Raw genomic sequence first — 16103 nt, 5'->3', positions numbered from 1 at the left:
GGGCTCACGGAGCGGATGCGCCGAGGGGCAGATCCTGCCCTTCGACGACACACACCAGGCGCACGGTGAGCAGGATGGATTGCGGGCCATCCCGTACGGTCACGACGATCGCGCCAGGCGATCTGAGATTGTTGGCATCGCAGGCGAACTCCGCCGCCCTTTGCAAAGCCTCGTGGTGAGCGTGCTTGCCGTCGTGAAGGACCATACCGCTGTTATCAATCAGAGAATAACCGCGATCAATATCGAAGTAGTAGCGAGGCAACGGGCATATACTCAATCTTAGGTGGCATAGATACGACATGCCACGACGTATGGTTAATCTTTGACATGTTTGGCGGTTGCGCTCACGGCATCCATCGTCGGGCGCCCGACCGATCCAGAGCGATGCTGATGTCTCGCGGTCTGTATCGAGCGCGCTTCACGGAGTGTCGCCGTAGCCGCGGGGGTCGACCTGCGCGAAGGGCTGCAGCCTCTCGAAGGTTCATCCGCGATGTCGAGCAGGCTCGTGCTCGGCTCGGCGAACAACGGCCGATGGATCGAGGTTCGCCCGATGCTCCGCGCCCGGACCGGCAGGGTCGAGAGCCGAACCCGCTGCGGCCGGCGACGGTGCTGGGGATGGGAGCCCGACGGGGCGACGTCGTGGCCCGTGTGGTGGGGCGTGCCTCCTATCCTCCGGCCCAGAGAACCCGCACCTTGCCTCCGGGCCAACCGTGGGCGCTCATGATGATCTCACCATTCTCTTCATAGACCACCACGGTCGATGGAAGGCTTGCGCTGCCGCGTGCGGCTTGCCGCGCGCCGGCCTCGTTGAGAAGCCTGCGAGCATGGTGCTCGATCTGGATGCGCCCTTCGCATTCCAGGTCCTCGTCCTCCCACTCGGAGGAATCGCCCTCATTCAGGTCGTACACGTATTTCGGCATGGAGGATTCCACGGCAGCAGGCGGGAGAGCATCCAGCTCTCAGCCATCGAACTCTGAGTTTCCCATCCGACAATGCCTCATTGTATTGAAAATTCGGTAATCCAACAAATCGGTCAGAATACCGACAGCACAAGTCCGGGGTTCGGACAGGTGCATCATGATCTAAATCAAACTTCCACGGGCCGTTAGACTGATGTATTGTCGGGTAGTCGACACATCATCGTCGACCTTCCGCGCTCGCCGGGGCCTGATCCCCTCAGGGTCGAGGTGAGCGCGGATCGCCATCGGCCGCAGCCAGGACGTGCTTCGTTTCCACGGCACCGGAAGCATGCCCCGGCTCGTTGTTCGCGCATGATGCTTCGGGAAACCGGATTTCACGTTCCCGCACCATGCTCGAGTCTTCGTCCATGACAGTCCCTGCGACCGTCGCTGTCGCCATCGGCACACCGTCAGGACCCCGCCACTTGGCAAGTTCTTCCGGGCGGAAGGCGGCATGGCCCGCGGAGGCGGTCCCGAGGTCGCTGGGAGCCGACGTTCGGTCTGCGACCCTCCGGGGTCCGGTGCGCCGACCCCGAAGCGGCCCGGCGGCTCTCCAGCTGCCTCCGGAGCGTGACGCCCGAGGTGCTGGCGGAGTCGGAGCCGGGTGCAGCCCTCGTGTGCCTGCGCTTGTCGGACTGAGCGCCGATTCTCTATAGCGTCGCCGCTCTTGAGTCTTGGATAAGTAAGCGCGTGAGACTCGATTGCATCATGTGATGGTGTCGCCTCGCGTGAATCTTGATAAAACGGCCTAAGCAGTTCAATTCACCTGCGGAGGCCGTCATGACCCCATATCGAGTCGGCGTCTGGGCGCCGCGCGTCGCCGACGGCGGCGTCGAGGAGATCAGGTTTTTCGGTACGTATGCCGAATGCGACGACGAAGCCTTGCGCCTGGTCGCCGATGGCATGCCGCCCGACTGGCGGGTGGACCAGGTCGCCGGGATGCTGTCGCGCGCCGAGGTGGACAGCCTCTGCTTGTCGCCCGGAGAGGTTCGCGAACTGTCGTCCTTCGCGATCGAGGACATGCTTCGACCGGACCAAGTCGGTCTCGATGCCGAGAGCAGCGACTTTCGCCCGCACTATCCTTCGCCCCATGACGCCGGCTCGTCCGAGCATCCGAAGTAGATGCCCATCGACCGTGCCTTGCGGTGATGGGCGGGAGCCGGCAGCATGTCGCGCGTCCTGCGCTTTCTCCGGATCTGGACCCTTCTGTCCCTCCCGGTCGGCCTCCTGCTCGGCAAACTGCTGAAAGCGAACCACCAGGCTGCGACGCGCCCCGTCGATCGCCGGCAGGATGACCGCACCGAGACGTCCTCAGCCTCCGCGAAGAAGTACTGCTCGAACTATCGAGACGAAAACTCCGGCCGCCTCGGTGGACCGGAGGTCCGGAAAAGCATCCGTGGCGCGCCGCCGTAGTACGGACGGCCTGACGCACTTTACTGTTCCGGCTTGAGTTTCTGAGGGATAGACGCTTCTCAAAATAGTGGTGCCCAGGAAAGGACCGGCCCTCAAAAAGAGCTTTTTATTGATCTAAAAGGGTTTTTCGTTTTCCGACCGAGCCGCTGTTGTACAGAAGGGTTGTACATTAAGGGCCATAGTTGTCACTGAGCGACGGGGTTTTTCGAGCAAAAATTTGAGAGGCTTATTCCCCTTGAGCTGGCTAAAACCTCCCCCCTAGGGGGGGCGTGCGTTTCGGCAGTCCGCGGTTCCGGATCACCAAGGGAACACCTCGGTCGTTTTTGGGCCATCTCTGATCGGAGAGCATGCGTAGGCTGCCAACCTCTGTCGCTTATGCGCCTGCCTCCAGAGATTCAGAGGATACGCTCGAACGGTGACCGATCGCATCTCTAAAGAGCGGCGCTCTCGAAACATGGGCGCGGTGCGCGGCAAGGATACGGGTCCTGAGATCGCGGTCCGACGTGCTCTAAGGTCCTTGGGCGTTGGCTATCGTCTCCACGTCCGCGGCCTTCCTGGGCGACCAGACATTGTGATGGCTGGGCGTCGCACCGTCATCGAGGTAAGGGGGTGTTTCTGGCATCGACACCCAGGCTGCCGATTCGCATACTCGCCGCGATCTCGGATTGAATTCTGGCAGTCAAAGTGTGTAGGGCGGTGACAAAACCATCCACTGGAGCGTCGGCTGTGTGCTGATGCGGGCGGTGTAAAAGCCGGCCAGTTTGAGAGGCTTCTCTTTCGGGAGGGGCCCGGGATGTTTGCCGTGCAGATCTACGCGGCCGTTCGGCGGTTCGTTTTCATCGATGGCAACTCTCGCCGTGAGGCGGCTCGGGTGTTCGGGCTCAGCCGCGAGACGATTGCCAAGATGTGCCGGTTCTCGCTGCCGCCGGGCTACACGCGCTCGAAGCCGGTCGAGAAGCCGAAGCTGGGGCCGCTGCTACCGGTGATCGATGCGATCCTGGAGGCGGACCGGATCGCACCCGTCAAGCAACGGCATACCGCCAAGCGGATCTTCGAGCGTCTGCGAGACGAGCACGGTTATGGTGGCGGTTACACGGTGGTGAAGGACCACGTCCGGATCGCACGGGCACGTGGGCGGGAGACCTTCGTGCCGCTGGCGCACCCGCCGGGTCATGCCCAGGTCGACTTCGGCGAGGCGACTGCCACCATCGGCGGCGTGCGCCGGAAGATCCACTTCTTCTGCATGGACCTGCCGCATTCCGACGCCTGCTTCGTCAAGGCGTATCCGCGGGAGACCACCGAGGCCTTCCTCGACGGGCATGTCGTCGCTGTCGGGTTCTTCGACGGTGTGCCGCTGTCGATCCTCTACGACAACACCAGGATCGCGGTCGCCAAGATCTGCGGCGGCGGCCGGCGCGAGCGCACCCGCGCCTTCACCGAGCTGGTGAGCCACTACCTGTTCCGAGACCGCTTCGGGCGACCGGGCAAGGGCAACGACAAGGGCAAGGTCGAAGGCCTGGTCAAGTATGCCCGATCCAACTTCATGACCCCGGCCCCGGTGGCCGCCTCCTTCGAGGCGCTGAACGCGGATCTGGAACGACGCTGTCGGACCCGGCAGGATGAACGGGCCGGACGGCATGCCGAGAGCATCGGCACACGGCTCGTGGCCGACCGTTCGGTCCTGCGTGCCCTGCCGGCGGTGCCGCTGGAGCCGTGCGAGAAGCGGGCTGGGCGCGTCTCCTCGACCGCGCTGGTCCGCTACCGCTGCAACGACTACTCGGTACCGACCGCCTACGGCTTCCGCGACGTGCTGGTGAAGGGCTTCGTCGAGGAGGTCGTGGTCCTGTGCGCGGGGATCGAGATCGCCCGGCACCCGCGGAGCTACGGCACCGGCGTGTTCGTCTCCGATCCGCTGCATTACCTCGCGCTGATCGAGACCAAACCGAACGCCCTCGACCAGGCGGCCGCGCTCCAGGGTTGGGATCTGCCGGAGGCGTTCCAGCATCTGCGCCATCTCTTGGAAGCGCGCATGGGCAACCGTGGCAAGCGCGAGTTCATCCAGGTTCTGCGCCTGATGGAGGCGATGCCCAAGGACGTCGTCGCCTCAGCCGTCATCGAGGCGATCCGGCTCGGGGCGATCGGCTTCGACGCGGTCAAACTGATTGCGCTGGCCCGGCTCGAACGCCGACCCCCCCAGCTCGACCTGGCGGCCTATCCGCATCTGCCCCGAACCACGGTGAGGACGACCGTGGCCGCCGACTACACGGTGTTGGTGCCGGAGGTGGCGGCATGAGCGCGGCGCGTGACGAGCCGATGCCCGATGGCACCACCAGCGGCACGCCGGGGATCCTGCTCGCCCACCACCTCAAGCAGTTGAAGCTGCCTACGGTGCTGCGCGAGTACGACAAGGTCGCTCGGGAGTGCGCCCAGGGCGGCATCGATCACCCGCGCTACCTGCTCCGGCTGGTCGAGCTGGAGCTGATCGATCGCGAGCGGCGCATGGTCGAACGCCGGATCCGGTCGGCGCGCTTCCCGGCGGTGAAGAGCCTCGACGCCTTCGACTTCACCGCGATCCCGAGCCTGAACAAGATGCTCGTGCTGGAGCTGGCGCGCTGCGGCTACATCCTCAGCCGGGAGAACGTGATCGCACTCGGCAACTCCGGCACCGGCAAGACCCACATCGCCTTGGCTCTCGGATTGGCCGCTTGCCAGAAGGGCTTCTCGGTTGCGTTCACGACCGCGGCTTCGCTGGTCAATCAGTTGTTGGAGGCTCGCGACGAGCGTCGTCTGCTCCGGCTGCAGCGCGAACTGGCCGCGGTGAAGCTCCTGATCGTCGACGAGCTCGGCTACGTACCGCTATCGCCGACGGGGGCTGAGTTGCTGTTCGAGGTCTTCTCCCAGCGCTACGAGCGTGGCTCCACCGTGGTGACCTCGAACCTGCCGTTCGAGGACTGGACCTCGGTACTGGGCTCGGAGCGGCTCACCGGAGCGCTTCTCGACCGGCTGACCCACCACGTCAGCATCCTGAGCCTGAACGGCGACAGCTACCGCCTCAAATCCTCCCGCAGCCGTCGCCGTCGCGGCGACGGCAGGGCGCAGCAAAACCAGGCCACCGCCGATCCCAACGATCCGGGGACCGGCGAGATTCCGCCGGCCCAAGCCTCATGATCGCCAATGAGCGATGAAGGGGCCCGATCGGGCCCCTTCATCGTTCACGCTGCCGGCCGCCACTGGCCTGGTTTTACTCCGCCGCAGTGGCCTGAAATTGGTCCGCCCTTTACACTGGAGGAAGCCCACCGGGCAGCCGATCGCCAATGGTGCCTTCTGGCGCATCCTCAGTGCCACTGCCAATGCCCGTCCGGGTGTCCGGGTAGTGTGGGTCAAGGTTCAGGACGGGGACGCCTGCGGGGTGCTGGGATACCGCTTGGCGCGGGCGGAGGCTGAGAAGGTCCGGGCCGGGTCGGAACCTGTCGGCGGCTCCGGACTGATCCTTGAGGACTGCGCCGACGAAGACGCTGCGGCGAACCTTGCGTGGATGCGAGAGGGGGAAATCCAGGGGGATGCAGCTTGAGGGGGCGGCCGGCTAAACCGATCCGACACCGATGGCTCGATGATTACCGGGGAGCTGCAACGCCCCGGCTACGCGCCTTGGTGGATGAGGTAGCCCGACGGGTTGCCCAGCACGAAGAGGAAGTAGAGCCGAGGAGGCGGAAGCGGAGGCCGGACGATGCTCACCGGCACGCTGTCGCCATCGAGGCCATCGTCGCCAACCTTGCCCATGCGATCCTGTTGCCCCCGGACACCGGGCAACTGGCGGTCCTCACTGGGAACGCACTCAAGGGTCACAGCCGATACGACAACCCCGCACTGGGCAAGACCCTACGGACGCTCCTCAATCGTCTGGAGGAGATTGGCGTTCTCGCCTGGACGATGTCCATCACGAGAGGAGAAGCGTCCAGCATCGCCCCATCCGCCACCTTCACGGAACGCGTGCAGGCCGCTGGCATCAGCCTTGAGGACATCGGCAGGCTGCCGGGTGAGGAGGTGATCCTGCTGTCTCGCAAGTTCGAGCTTCGGGGCAACGTCGAGGACGGCAAGCGGGAGGCTGTGGAGTACACCGACACCCCGGCCACCATGGCGATGCGCGAGGTGATGAGGGACCTAAACACCTTCCTGGCGGGTGCCGACATCACTTTCGTGGACGACGGCGGGGACCCCGTGGACACCCATCAGCGGACGTTGAGGCGGCACTTCACACTCAGGCGAGACGATGCTGGGGAGCGCTTCGACCGCTGCGGGCGGCTCTTCGGTGGGTTCTGGCAGTACCTGAAACGGGACCGGCGGGGTGGCATCAGGATCAATGGGGAGAAGGTCGCAGTGCTCGACTACGCCTCGATGTTCCCTCGGCTTGCCTACGCCAGTGTCGGTGCGGTGCCTCCTGAAGGGGACCTTTACGCGATCCCGGGGCTGGAGGAGTATCGGCGAGGCGTCAAGCTCGCGGTCAACTGCCTCCTCTTCGATGACCACACCAACCGGAAGAGCTGGCCAGCAGACCTCACCCTGGCCTCGGGGACAGCGGAAGGGGCGGCTCTGCCGGAAGGATGGACGGTGGCGAGAACACGTCGGGCCGTGCTGGACCGACACCCCGCCCTTGCACCCTGCTTCGGCACGGGGCTGGGCTACAGCTTGATGCACACGGAAAGCATGATCCTTGTCGAAGTTCTCAACCGTCTCAAGGCTCAAGGCATAGTAGCGCTGGGCCTCCATGATGGCCTGCTCGTGCCCCATGCGAAGGCTGAAGCAGCAAGGACTGCGATGGAGGAAGTGGGTAGGAAGGTAACTTCGATGAGCCTCCCTGTGACGGTGGCTACGCTCGGGTGAACCTTCACTACCCCCTTACTTACCACCTACAAGACCCGTAACTTGCTACACCTTCTCAAGGGGGCAACACACGGCATCCGAGGCAACGATCGGGAGACGGGCAATTGCCTGTCCCCGACTTGGTCCGGCACCAGCGGCAGCAGACAAGACCGGCCTGCCTCCTCGACCTGCTGGTGACAGGCTCCGGCTTCAACCGCGCTTGCTCATGTTGCTGCCCATGCCCTCACAGCAGCAAGCAGCCTTCTTGTCCTTGCCGCTGTGGTTCATCGCCATGCCGCCCTTGCCGCACATCATCGCGCCCTTGCCCTTGCCGCCACAGCAGCTCATGGCGAAGGCAGGGGCCGCGCTGAACAGCAGCAGGGCCGTGGTCGCTACAACGAACTTTTTCATCGGCTGGTCCTCGTGGTGATCACGTCCCAATAGCACCTCACCGCTTCGCGAAGCCAATGTCGGCCGCCACCGCCTTCAAGCGCTCCGGTTCGCGTTCCTTCCGCTCACTATAGCGGTCCACGAGGTAGTCGGACCGTTCGCGAGTGAGGAGCGTGAACTTCACCAGCTCCTCGCACACGTCCACCACTCGGTCGTAAAGCGGCCCTGGCTTCATGCGGCCTCCGTCATCGAACTCCTTGTAGGCCATGGGCACAGACGACTGGTTCGGGATCGTGATCATCCGCATCCATCGTCCCAGCACCCGCAGGGAGTTCACGGCGTTGAAGGATTGAGAACCGCCCGAAACCTGCATGACCGCAAGGGTACGCCCCTGAGTTGGTCGAACCGAACCCTCACTCAGTGGCAACCAGTCGATTTGGCTCTTCATCACGCCGGTAAGATTGCCGTGGCGCTCCGGGCTGACCCAGACGTGCCCTTCGGACCACACGGATAGAGATCGCAACTCCTGCACCTTCGGATGATCTGCGGTGGCATCGTCGGGCAGTGGGAGGCCATGGGCGTGGAAGAAGCGCACCTCGCAGCCCATCGCCTCCAGCAGCCGTCCGGCTTCGTAGGCAAGGAAGCGGCTGAAGGAACGCTCGCGGAGGGAGCCGTATAGGATCAGCAAGCGTGGGGCATGAGTGAACTGCTGCGGCACGCCGAGGTGGTCGCTTGTCGGGGGCTCGAAGGCCACCTCGGCGACGTTCTGTAATCCATCGGCGAAGGGCTGTTCGGGCTTGTTCACGGGTAACTCATCCTCTACATTTCAACGATCGTTGAGATGATGGTCTACCGATGGACGAACGACAAGCCCTCTCCGCGTTCGCGGCCCTCGGCCAGGAGCATCGCCTTCGGATCGTGCGTGCCTTGGTGACGGCTGGTCCAGACGGTCTCGCTGCTGGCGTACTTGCCGCGACTGTCGGCACCGCGAGCAACAACCTGTCCTTCCATCTGAAGGACCTCTCCCACGCAGGGCTGATCCAGTCCCGCCGAGAGGGGAAGTCCGTGATCTACACCGCTGCCTACCCGGCACTGTCCGACCTGATCCAGTTCCTGATGCGCGACTGCTGCCAAGGGCATCCGGAAGTCTGCACACCGGCAGTGGCCGCACTCGCTGCCTGCTGCACGCCCACTGGAGACGTTGCCCGTGCCTGATCCGATCGACCTCGTGATCTACCACAACTCCGCCTGTGGAACCTCGCGGAACGCTCTCGCGATGATCCGCAACGCCGGCATCGAGCCGCATGTGGTGGAGTACCTGAAGACCCCGCCGAACAGAGCGCTGATAAGGCAGCTCCTCAGGCGTGGAGGGCTCTCCGTGCGCGACGTGCTACGCGAGAAGGGGACGCCCTACGCCGAGTTGGGTCTGGCCGATCCGGCCCTGACCGATGACCAACTCCTCGACGCCATCGAGGCGCACCCCATCCTGCTCAATCGGCCGTTGGTGGTCAGTCCGAAGGGCGTGCGCTTGTGCCGGCCATCCGAGGCGGTGCTGGACCTTCTCCACGCAGCAGGGGGAGTTTGTGAAGGAGGATGGCGAGCGTGTCGTTGATGAGCACGGCCGCCGCGTCGCCACCGCCTGAGAACTCAACCATGTCCACGTTCGAACGCTATCTGACCCTCTGGGTCGCCCTCTGCATCCTCGTCGGCATTGCGTTCGGCCACCTCATGCCGGGGTTCTTCCAGACAATAGGCTCGGCCGAAGTCGCTCAGGTCAACCTGCCGGTGGCGGTGCTGATCTGGCTCATGGTGATCCCCATGCTGCTCAAGATCGACTTCACGTCGCTTCGGCATGTCGGGCGGCACTGGCGGGGTATTGGCGTGACCCTGTTCATCAACTGGGCCGTAAAGCCGTTCTCCATGGCGCTGCTCGGGTGGTTGTTCGTGGGCTGGCTGTTCCGGCCCTACCTGCCAGCCGACCAGATCAACAGCTACATCGCCGGGCTCATCATCCTCGCCGCTGCACCTTGCACAGCCATGGTCTTCGTGTGGTCGAACCTGACGAAGGGCGAGCCGCACTTCACACTAAGCCAAGTGGCACTCAACGACGGCATCATGGTGGTGGCCTTCGCCCCCATCGTGGGCCTGCTGCTCGGTCTCTCTTCGATCACGGTCCCGTGGAACACGCTGGTTCTCTCCGTGGTCCTGTACATCGTGATCCCGGTGATCGTGGCGCAGCTCGTGCGCCGCGGCCTCCTGGCATCGGGCGGCCAGCCCGCGCTCGACAGGCTGCTCGGGACAATGAGCCCGATGTCGCTGGTCGCGCTACTCGCCACGTTGGTGCTGCTGTTCGGCTTCCAGGGCGAGCAGATTATCGCGCAACCCTTGGTGATTGGCCTCTTGGCCGTGCCGATCCTCATCCAGGTCTATTTCAACGCGGGTCTCGCCTACCTCCTGAACCGTGCGCTCGGTGAGCGGCATTGCGTAGCTGGGCCCTCGGCCCTGATCGGTGCCTCGAACTTCTTCGAGCTGGCAGTAGCCGCAGCAATCAGCCTGTTCGGGTTCCACTCCGGGGCTGCCCTCGCAACCGTTGTCGGTGTTCTTGTCGAGGTGCCGGTGATGCTCACGGTCGTCTGGATCGTGAACCGTTCACAGGGTTGGTACGAGCGCGGCGGTGCCCGCAGTGTCGCGTTGGTGCCTACTTCCCGTGAAGGCTGATCCGGGTGCCCCCCGCAGTGCCTCCGCAGCGTTCGGAGGTGGCGCGATCATCGGGACGCTGGGCGGCTTGATCGGGCTCGGCGGGGCGGAGTTCCGGCTTCCGCTGCTGATCGGTGCGTTCCGCTTCGCAGCTCTTGAGGCCGTGATCCTCAACAAGGCGATGAGCCTCGTGGTCGTTGCCACAGCGCTGCCCTTCAGAGCACGCACGGTGCCCTTCGGGGAGGTGGCGGCACACTGGCCGATCATCCTCAATCTGCTGGCCGGGAGCCTGCTGGGGGCATGGTTCGGCGCCGGCTGGGCCACACGGCTCCGTTCGGAAACCCTCTACAAGGTCATCGCCGTGATGCTGGTGCTGATCGCAGGTGTCTTGTTGCTGGGCCACGACGCAACGGCCGGGGCGGCGCTTGTGACGGGTGCTGCGCAGATTGTTGCAGGGGTCGTCGCAGGGTTCCTGATCGGCGTCGTGGCGTCTTTGTTAGGGGTCGCCGGGGGGGAGCTGCTGATCCCCACGCTGGTCCTGCTGTTCGGCGCAGACATCAAGCTCGCCGGCAGCCTGTCCCTGGCCGTGAGCCTGCCGACGATGCTCGTGGGGTTCACGCGCTATAGCCGGGACCAGAGCTTTTCGGTGCTCGGCCGCAACCGGGCGTTCCTGTTGACGATGGCGGCGGGCTCCGTCGTTGGGGCCTTCATTGGCGGGCAGCTTCTCGGGATCGTGCCCTCCGTGCTGCTGCTGCCGGCCCTGGCGGCCATCCTTCTCATCTCGGCTGTGAAGGTATGGCGGCACAGCGACCATTAGGCCACGCTGAACGCCGCCTACCTCTTCAGCCAACGCGGTCCGCGAGATACCTCGGCAGCTTGGCGACAGCAGCGTGTAGGCGCTCCATCACGATCCTGCCCACGTAGCGATTGTCCTCGCCGTCCAGCCGGTGGCCGGTGAGACGCTTCCGGGTCGTGTCCGGGACCTCAAGGTTGACCAGCTCAGTCGAGAAGCGGTGCCGCCAGCCATGGTTCGGTGCGACCTCTCCTGCCTGAACGGCCGCAACGCCCACGTCATCGCGAACCCAATCACCGACCCGATTGATCGTCACCGACTTCGGGTCCCGCCGCCCATCAAGGGCACTCCCTGCACGATCCCTGTAGAACAGCCGTTCGTTGGCCTGCCCTTTCGCCCACGTCACGAAGCCCATCTCGATGAGATGAGGATGCAGCGGCACCACCCGCTGTGAAGGCTTATTCTTGAGACGGCCCGCTTCGGGGTTGAAGTCGAGATACCAGACCCCGCTCTCCGGTTCCTGCCGGATGTCCTGTCGACGCAGCTGAACAATCTCTCCAGCCCGAGCGCCCGAGTAGGCCATGAGCCACGGCAGCCATCGCCGGGCGGGGTTGCTCTCCCCAAGGGCTGCTTGAAGGACAGTCTCGGCCTCGGCGAGGGTGTAGCCCCGCTCGTTGCTCTCCTCATCGTTCCGCTTGATCCGGGGCACCTTGGCCACGGGATTGTTGCCGATACGGACTTCGGCCCAGACGAACAGAGCCTTCACGGCTGCGAGGTAGACATCGTTGATGGTCTTCGCCTTCAGCCCTTGGGCGACGAGACTGTCCATCCAAGCCACCACCATCGGTGTAGTGACGGCCGCAGGGTTCGTGGTCTTCGCATGATCGGTGAGGCTTCTGACCGCCCTTGCCCACTCGCTCCGTGTCTTCGGTGCGTGGTTCCGTTCGGCTGCCATCTTGTCGAGAAGGTCGCCGATGGTCAGCCCACTCGGCGCGGGTTTTACCAGCTCGGTTCGAGGCGCACTGAACATCGGGAAGCGGTTGGATGCGGGATCGGGCGTGTAGTCGCCATCAGCTCGCGCGAAGTTCGCCTCGCCGGCCTCCAGCATGGCCCTGCCGATCTGGTCGATGACGCGCTCTCGACTGTCGGTGTCCACGATGAGCCCGTGCCGAGCGAGCACGGCGTCGGCCTCACGCCCGAACCGCTCGTTCATGCTCTTTGCTCGACGCTGCTCATCCGGTCCGATGAAGAAGGCCGCTCGGCCGAACGTTCCGGCATCCGCTTGGACGTTGTGGGCGGTCACCTGTGCCCACATCTCGGGACTGCCGGGATCGTCCTCGAAGGCGTCGGTCCATGCACGGTACGCCTCGCCGGCAAGGCCCACAGTCTCCTTGTGGGTCAACCTTCTGGGACCCTCACGGACCGCCCGCCAGACGCCCTGAAGGTAGCCGGTGACGATCGCTTGGCGCTGCTTCGCCTCGTTGCCGTCGCGAGTGCCGAGTGAGACGCGAACGTCGGGCGTTGTCGAAGAGACCTGCCGAACCACTACGGTTTCACCGACCGGGATGGTGAGGGTCATCCCTCGGACCTTGTCGATCACGTCAGCAGGGATGCGCTGCACGAACTGATGGACAGTGGAACCGGGACGCTTCATCGGCCGTGGCATCGCAAGGGGCATGTTGTGCAGGTCCGTTGTACAGTCGGACCGCGATAAGCCGTTTGCGGATCAAAGCTTTTTGCGGATCAGCGGGTTAACCAGCTGATGGTGCCCAGGAAAGGACTCGAACCTTCACCTCTTGCAAGACTGGTACCTGAAACCAGCGCGTCTACCAATTCCGCCACCTGGGCGTGCGGGCCGGGCCGTGGGCCGGGGCTCGAACGTGGGGGATCGTTTAGGGGGCCGCACGGGCGGCGTCAATCGGGTGTTTCGGCGACGGCGTGGGTGGCACTGGCGTTGCGCGGGCTTTCGTGTATGGTCCGCGCCGCCTCGGCCCGGCGACGGGCGGGGCTTGAACCGCTTGCGCGCGACCCTGCTGGACGACATCCCGGCAGCGGCCGAGCCGCTGGCTGCAGCCGCCTCCCGAGGGAGGCCGCTCGTCCGATACACCCCACACCGAAAGGCCTGCGATGTCGATCTCGGCAGAGCGCAAGACCGCGCTCATCAAGGAATACGCTCAGGGCGGCAAGGACACCGGTTCGCCGGAAGTCCAGGTCGCCATCCTCACCGAGCGGATCACCAACCTGACCCAGCACTTCAAGACCCACGGCAAGGACAACCATTCCCGCCGCGGCCTCCTGAAGATGGTCTCGCAGCGCCGCTCGCTGCTCGACTACGTCAAGCGCAAGGACGAGCCGCGCTACCGCTCGCTGATCGAGCGCCTCGGCATCCGCCGCTAACGACGACCCACGCGGCTCCTCTCGGGGCCGCGTTTTGCCAGAGGGCGTCCGGACATGGGTCCGGCCGCTCACCCCGAGAGCAGGCTGCGAAAAAGTGGTGACGGTTTTTCGCGCCAAGCCTGCTCTTACTTTGGAGTCGATCACGTTCTCTGCGTTTTGACCGCAGCGATCAAAACGCAGCGTGATCTTGGGCCGCTTCGAGGCGCGACGGTCAGGGCAGGATCGCAAGCTTCTTCGCAACGAAGAAGCTCGCCGTCTTGCCGCTGGCGGCGCCGGGCTCAGCCCGACCGTATGCATGAAGGCAGGAAAAAGAATGTTCGACGTCCAACGTGAAGAACTGATCTGGGGCGACCGCAAGCTCGTCCTCGAAACCGGCAAGGTCGCCCGCCAGGCCGACGGCGCCGTGCTCGCCACCTACGGCGAGACCACCGTGCTCGCCACCGTCGTCGCGGCGAAGGAGCCGAAGGTCGGCATCGACTTCATGCCGCTCACCGTGAACTACCAGGAGCGCGCCTACGCCGCCGGCCGCATCCCCGGCGGCTACTTCAAGCGCGAAGGCCGCCCCTCCGAGAAGGAGACGCTGGTCTCCCGGCTGATCGACCGCCCGATCCGTCCGCTCTTCATCGAGGGCTGGCGCAACGACACCCAGGTCACCGTGACCGTGCTGAGCCACGATCTCGAGAACGACCCGGACATCGTCGCGATGGTCGCCACTTCTGCTGCCCTGACGCTGTCGGGCATCCCGTTCATGGGTCCGATCGGCGCGGCCCGCGTCGGCTGGGTCAACGGCGCCTACAAGCTGAACCCGGCCGTCAACGAGACCAAGGAAGAGTCGACCCTCGACCTCATCGTCGCCGGCACCCAGGACGCCGTGCTGATGGTGGAGTCGGAGGCCAAGGAGCTCTCCGAGGACGTGATGCTCGGCGCCGTGATGTTCGGCCACAAGCATTTCCAGCCGGTGATCGAGGCGATCATCCGTCTCGCCGAGAAGGCCGCCAAGGAGCCGCGCGATTTCTCCCCGCCGGAGAATGCCGAGGCCGAGAAGGCCGTGCTCGAGATCGGCGAGGCCGAGCTGCGCGAGGCCTACAAGAAGACGGTCAAGCAGGAGCGCTACGCCGCCGTCGACGCCGTGAAGGCGAAGGTGGTCGCCGCGCTTTGCCCGTCGGACGGCGAGCAGAAGTTCAGCCCTGAGAAGGTCAAGGCCGCCTTCAAGGAGGCGCAGTCCAAGGTCGTGCGCTGGAACGTGCTCGACACCGGCTCGCGCATCGACGGCCGCGACCTCAAGACGGTCCGCCCGATCGTCTCCGACGTCGGCGTGCTGCCGCGCGCCCACGGCTCGGCGGTGTTCACCCGCGGCGAGACCCAGGCCTTCGTGGTCGCCACCCTCGGCACCGGCGAGGACGAGCAGTTCATCGACGCGCTGGAAGGCACCTACAAGGAGCGCTTCCTGCTCCACTACAACTTCCCTCCCTATTCCGTCGGCGAGACGGGCCGGATGGGTTCGCCGGGACGCCGCGAGATCGGCCACGGCAAGCTCGCCTGGCGCGCGATCCGGCCGGTGCTGCCGCCGGCCCACGAGTTCCCGTACACGATCCGCGTGGTCTCCGAGATCACCGAGTCGAACGGCTCGTCCTCGATGGCTTCGGTCTGCGGCGGCTCGCTGTCGCTGATGGATGCGGGCGTGCCGCTGCGCCGTCCGGTCGCCGGCATCGCCATGGGCCTCATCCTCGAAGGTGAGCGCTTCGCGGTGCTCTCCGACATCCTCGGCGACGAGGATCACCTCGGCGACATGGACTTCAAGGTGGCCGGCACGGACGAGGGCATCACCTCGCTCCAGATGGACATCAAGATCGCCGGCATCACCGAGGAGATCATGAAGGTCGCCCTCGCCCAGGCGAAGGACGGACGCGCGCACATCCTGGTCGAGATGGCCAAGGCCCTGACCGCGGCCCGCCCGGAGCTCGGGGAATACGCCCCGCGCATCGAGACGATGCAGATCCCCACCGACAAAATCCGCGACGTGATCGGCACCGGCGGCAAGATCATCCGCGAGATCGTCGAGAAGACGGGCGCGAAGATCAACATCGAGGACACCGGCATCGTGAAGATCGCCTCGTCCGACGGCAACGCGATCAAGGCGGCCTATAACTGGATCCGCTCCATCGTCGCCGAGCCGGAGGCCGGCACGATCTATGACGGCACCATCGTCAAGATCATGGAGTTCGGTGCCTTCGTGAACTTCTTCGGCGCCAAGGACGGCCTCGTCCACATCTCCGAGCTCGCGCCGCAGCGGGTCGCCAAGGTCGGCGACGTCGTGGCGGAGGGCCAGAAGGTCAAGGTCAAGTTCCTCGGCGCCGACGACCGCGGCAAGATCCGCCTCTCGATGAAGGTCGTCGACCAGGAGACCGGCGAGGACCTCACCGAGAAGCTCAAGGCCGAGCGCGCCGCCCGCGGCGAGCCCGAGCCGGAGGAGCGTGAGCGCGAGCCCCGCGGCGACCGTGACCGCGGCCCCCGCCGTGAGCGTGGCCCCCGTCGCGACTGAGCCTTTCGCTCAGGCGCAGATGGTATGAAGCGCGGTCCCTCGGGGCCGCGCT

The 16103-nt window shown here is 65.0% G+C and carries 16 protein-coding genes, 1 tRNA gene and 1 pseudogene; 12 read left to right on the top strand and 6 right to left on the bottom strand.

Annotated features, from left to right (window positions below; all coding sequences use genetic code 11):
• Positions 1-4 precede the first annotated feature (4 nt).
• Together MHA02_RS11710 and MHA02_RS11705 are read right to left on the bottom strand one after the other, a co-directional pair.
• The gene (locus MHA02_RS11710) at positions 5-262 is read right to left on the bottom strand and encodes a DUF6894 family protein (RefSeq protein ID WP_147078822.1); all 258 of its coding nucleotides are present in this window, start codon (positions 260-262) and stop codon (positions 5-7) included.
• A gap of 403 nt (positions 263-665) precedes the next feature.
• The gene (locus MHA02_RS11705) at positions 666-920 is read right to left on the bottom strand and encodes a hypothetical protein (RefSeq protein WP_147078821.1); all 255 of its coding nucleotides are present in this window, start codon (positions 918-920) and stop codon (positions 666-668) included.
• Between the two features lie 819 nt (positions 921-1739).
• Here MHA02_RS11705 and MHA02_RS11700 point away from each other — a divergent pair.
• From MHA02_RS11700 to MHA02_RS11675, 6 genes are all read left to right on the top strand, one after another.
• A complete protein-coding gene (locus MHA02_RS11700; protein ID WP_147078820.1) occupies positions 1740-2081 on the top strand; it encodes a hypothetical protein in 342 nt (113 codons plus the stop codon).
• Positions 2082-2126: 45 nt separating this feature from the next.
• The gene (locus MHA02_RS11695) at positions 2127-2372 is read left to right on the top strand and encodes a hypothetical protein (protein WP_147078819.1); all 246 of its coding nucleotides are present in this window, start codon (positions 2127-2129) and stop codon (positions 2370-2372) included.
• Positions 2373-2787: 415 nt separating this feature from the next.
• Complete coding sequence (locus MHA02_RS11690) at positions 2788-3072, top strand: very short patch repair endonuclease (protein ID WP_147078818.1); 285 nt, start codon at positions 2788-2790, stop codon at positions 3070-3072.
• 93 nt (positions 3073-3165) lie between these two features.
• Positions 3166-4665, top strand: a complete 1500-nt coding sequence (gene istA, locus MHA02_RS11685) for an IS21 family transposase (protein WP_147078817.1) — start codon at positions 3166-3168, stop codon at positions 4663-4665.
• On the top strand, positions 4662-5540 hold the full coding sequence (gene istB, locus MHA02_RS11680; protein ID WP_174804668.1) for an IS21-like element helper ATPase IstB: 879 nt from the start codon (positions 4662-4664) through the stop codon (positions 5538-5540). The genes istA and istB overlap by 4 nt, the downstream gene beginning before the upstream one ends.
• 480 nt (positions 5541-6020) lie before the next feature.
• Positions 6021-7253 (top strand): hypothetical protein, encoded by a 1233-nt coding sequence (locus MHA02_RS11675; RefSeq protein ID WP_147078816.1) that lies wholly within the window; start codon positions 6021-6023, stop codon positions 7251-7253.
• Between the two features lie 189 nt (positions 7254-7442).
• On the opposite strand, the gene MHA02_RS11670 is transcribed toward MHA02_RS11675, so the two are convergent.
• Together MHA02_RS11670 and arsH are read right to left on the bottom strand one after the other, a co-directional pair.
• The gene (locus tag MHA02_RS11670; RefSeq protein WP_147078815.1) at positions 7443-7643 is read right to left on the bottom strand and encodes a hypothetical protein; all 201 of its coding nucleotides are present in this window, start codon (positions 7641-7643) and stop codon (positions 7443-7445) included.
• Between the two features lie 37 nt (positions 7644-7680).
• Positions 7681-8427 carry an arsenical resistance protein ArsH gene (gene arsH, locus MHA02_RS11665; RefSeq protein ID WP_147078814.1) on the bottom strand — a complete coding sequence of 249 codons (747 nt, stop codon included), beginning with the start codon at positions 8425-8427 and terminating at the stop codon, positions 7681-7683.
• 50 nt (positions 8428-8477) lie between these two features.
• Here arsH and MHA02_RS11660 point away from each other — a divergent pair, with 50 nt between their 5' ends.
• The 4 genes and pseudogenes from MHA02_RS11660 to MHA02_RS11645 all read left to right on the top strand — a co-directional run bounded on the left by MHA02_RS11660 (position 8478) and on the right by MHA02_RS11645 (position 11136).
• Positions 8478-8837, top strand: a complete 360-nt coding sequence (locus MHA02_RS11660; protein ID WP_147078813.1) for an ArsR/SmtB family transcription factor — start codon at positions 8478-8480, stop codon at positions 8835-8837.
• A gap of 4 nt (positions 8838-8841) precedes the next feature.
• Positions 8842-9265, top strand: a pseudogene (gene arsC, locus MHA02_RS11655) (arsenate reductase (glutaredoxin)).
• Positions 9266-9275: 10 nt separating this feature from the next.
• A complete protein-coding gene (gene arsB, locus MHA02_RS11650; protein WP_147078812.1) occupies positions 9276-10340 on the top strand; it encodes an ACR3 family arsenite efflux transporter in 1065 nt (354 codons plus the stop codon).
• On the top strand, positions 10330-11136 hold the full coding sequence (locus tag MHA02_RS11645; protein WP_147078811.1) for a sulfite exporter TauE/SafE family protein: 807 nt from the start codon (positions 10330-10332) through the stop codon (positions 11134-11136). The genes arsB and MHA02_RS11645 overlap by 11 nt, the downstream gene beginning before the upstream one ends.
• 25 nt (positions 11137-11161) lie before the next feature.
• On the opposite strand, the gene MHA02_RS11640 is transcribed toward MHA02_RS11645, so the two are convergent.
• Positions 11162-12712 (bottom strand): site-specific integrase, encoded by a 1551-nt coding sequence (locus tag MHA02_RS11640; RefSeq protein WP_210245064.1) that lies wholly within the window; start codon positions 12710-12712, stop codon positions 11162-11164.
• Positions 12713-12875: 163 nt separating this feature from the next.
• Positions 12876-12960, bottom strand: a tRNA-Leu gene (locus MHA02_RS11635).
• A 279-nt stretch (positions 12961-13239) separates the two neighbouring features.
• Here MHA02_RS11635 and rpsO point away from each other — a divergent pair.
• Both rpsO and pnp read left to right on the top strand, forming a co-directional pair.
• Complete coding sequence (rpsO, locus tag MHA02_RS11630; protein WP_147078809.1) at positions 13240-13509, top strand: 30S ribosomal protein S15; 270 nt, start codon at positions 13240-13242, stop codon at positions 13507-13509.
• Between the two features lie 313 nt (positions 13510-13822).
• The gene (pnp, locus tag MHA02_RS11625; protein WP_147078808.1) at positions 13823-16051 is read left to right on the top strand and encodes a polyribonucleotide nucleotidyltransferase; all 2229 of its coding nucleotides are present in this window, start codon (positions 13823-13825) and stop codon (positions 16049-16051) included.
• Positions 16052-16103 lie beyond the last annotated feature (52 nt).

Origin of the sequence: Methylobacterium haplocladii (assembly GCF_007992175.1) — a bacterium.
Taxonomy (GTDB): domain Bacteria; phylum Pseudomonadota; class Alphaproteobacteria; order Rhizobiales; family Beijerinckiaceae; genus Methylobacterium; species Methylobacterium haplocladii.
This window is presented reverse-complemented; position numbering and strand designations above follow the sequence as displayed.

Coding starts and splice junctions, on each gene's coding strand:
- istB (WP_174804668.1), top strand. CDS start 4,662: ATGAGCGCGGCGCGTGACGAGCCGATGCCCGATGGCACCACCAGCGGC.
- MHA02_RS11700 (WP_147078820.1), top strand. CDS start 1,740: ATGACCCCATATCGAGTCGGCGTCTGGGCGCCGCGCGTCGCCGACGGC.
- MHA02_RS11695 (WP_147078819.1), top strand. CDS start 2,127: ATGTCGCGCGTCCTGCGCTTTCTCCGGATCTGGACCCTTCTGTCCCTC.
- arsB (WP_147078812.1), top strand. CDS start 9,276: ATGTCCACGTTCGAACGCTATCTGACCCTCTGGGTCGCCCTCTGCATC.
- istA (WP_147078817.1), top strand. CDS start 3,166: ATGTTTGCCGTGCAGATCTACGCGGCCGTTCGGCGGTTCGTTTTCATC.
- MHA02_RS11670 (WP_147078815.1), bottom strand. CDS start 7,643: ATGAAAAAGTTCGTTGTAGCGACCACGGCCCTGCTGCTGTTCAGCGCG.
- rpsO (WP_147078809.1), top strand. CDS start 13,240: ATGTCGATCTCGGCAGAGCGCAAGACCGCGCTCATCAAGGAATACGCT.
- pnp (WP_147078808.1), top strand. CDS start 13,823: ATGTTCGACGTCCAACGTGAAGAACTGATCTGGGGCGACCGCAAGCTC.
- MHA02_RS11660 (WP_147078813.1), top strand. CDS start 8,478: ATGGACGAACGACAAGCCCTCTCCGCGTTCGCGGCCCTCGGCCAGGAG.
- MHA02_RS11705 (WP_147078821.1), bottom strand. CDS start 920: ATGCCGAAATACGTGTACGACCTGAATGAGGGCGATTCCTCCGAGTGG.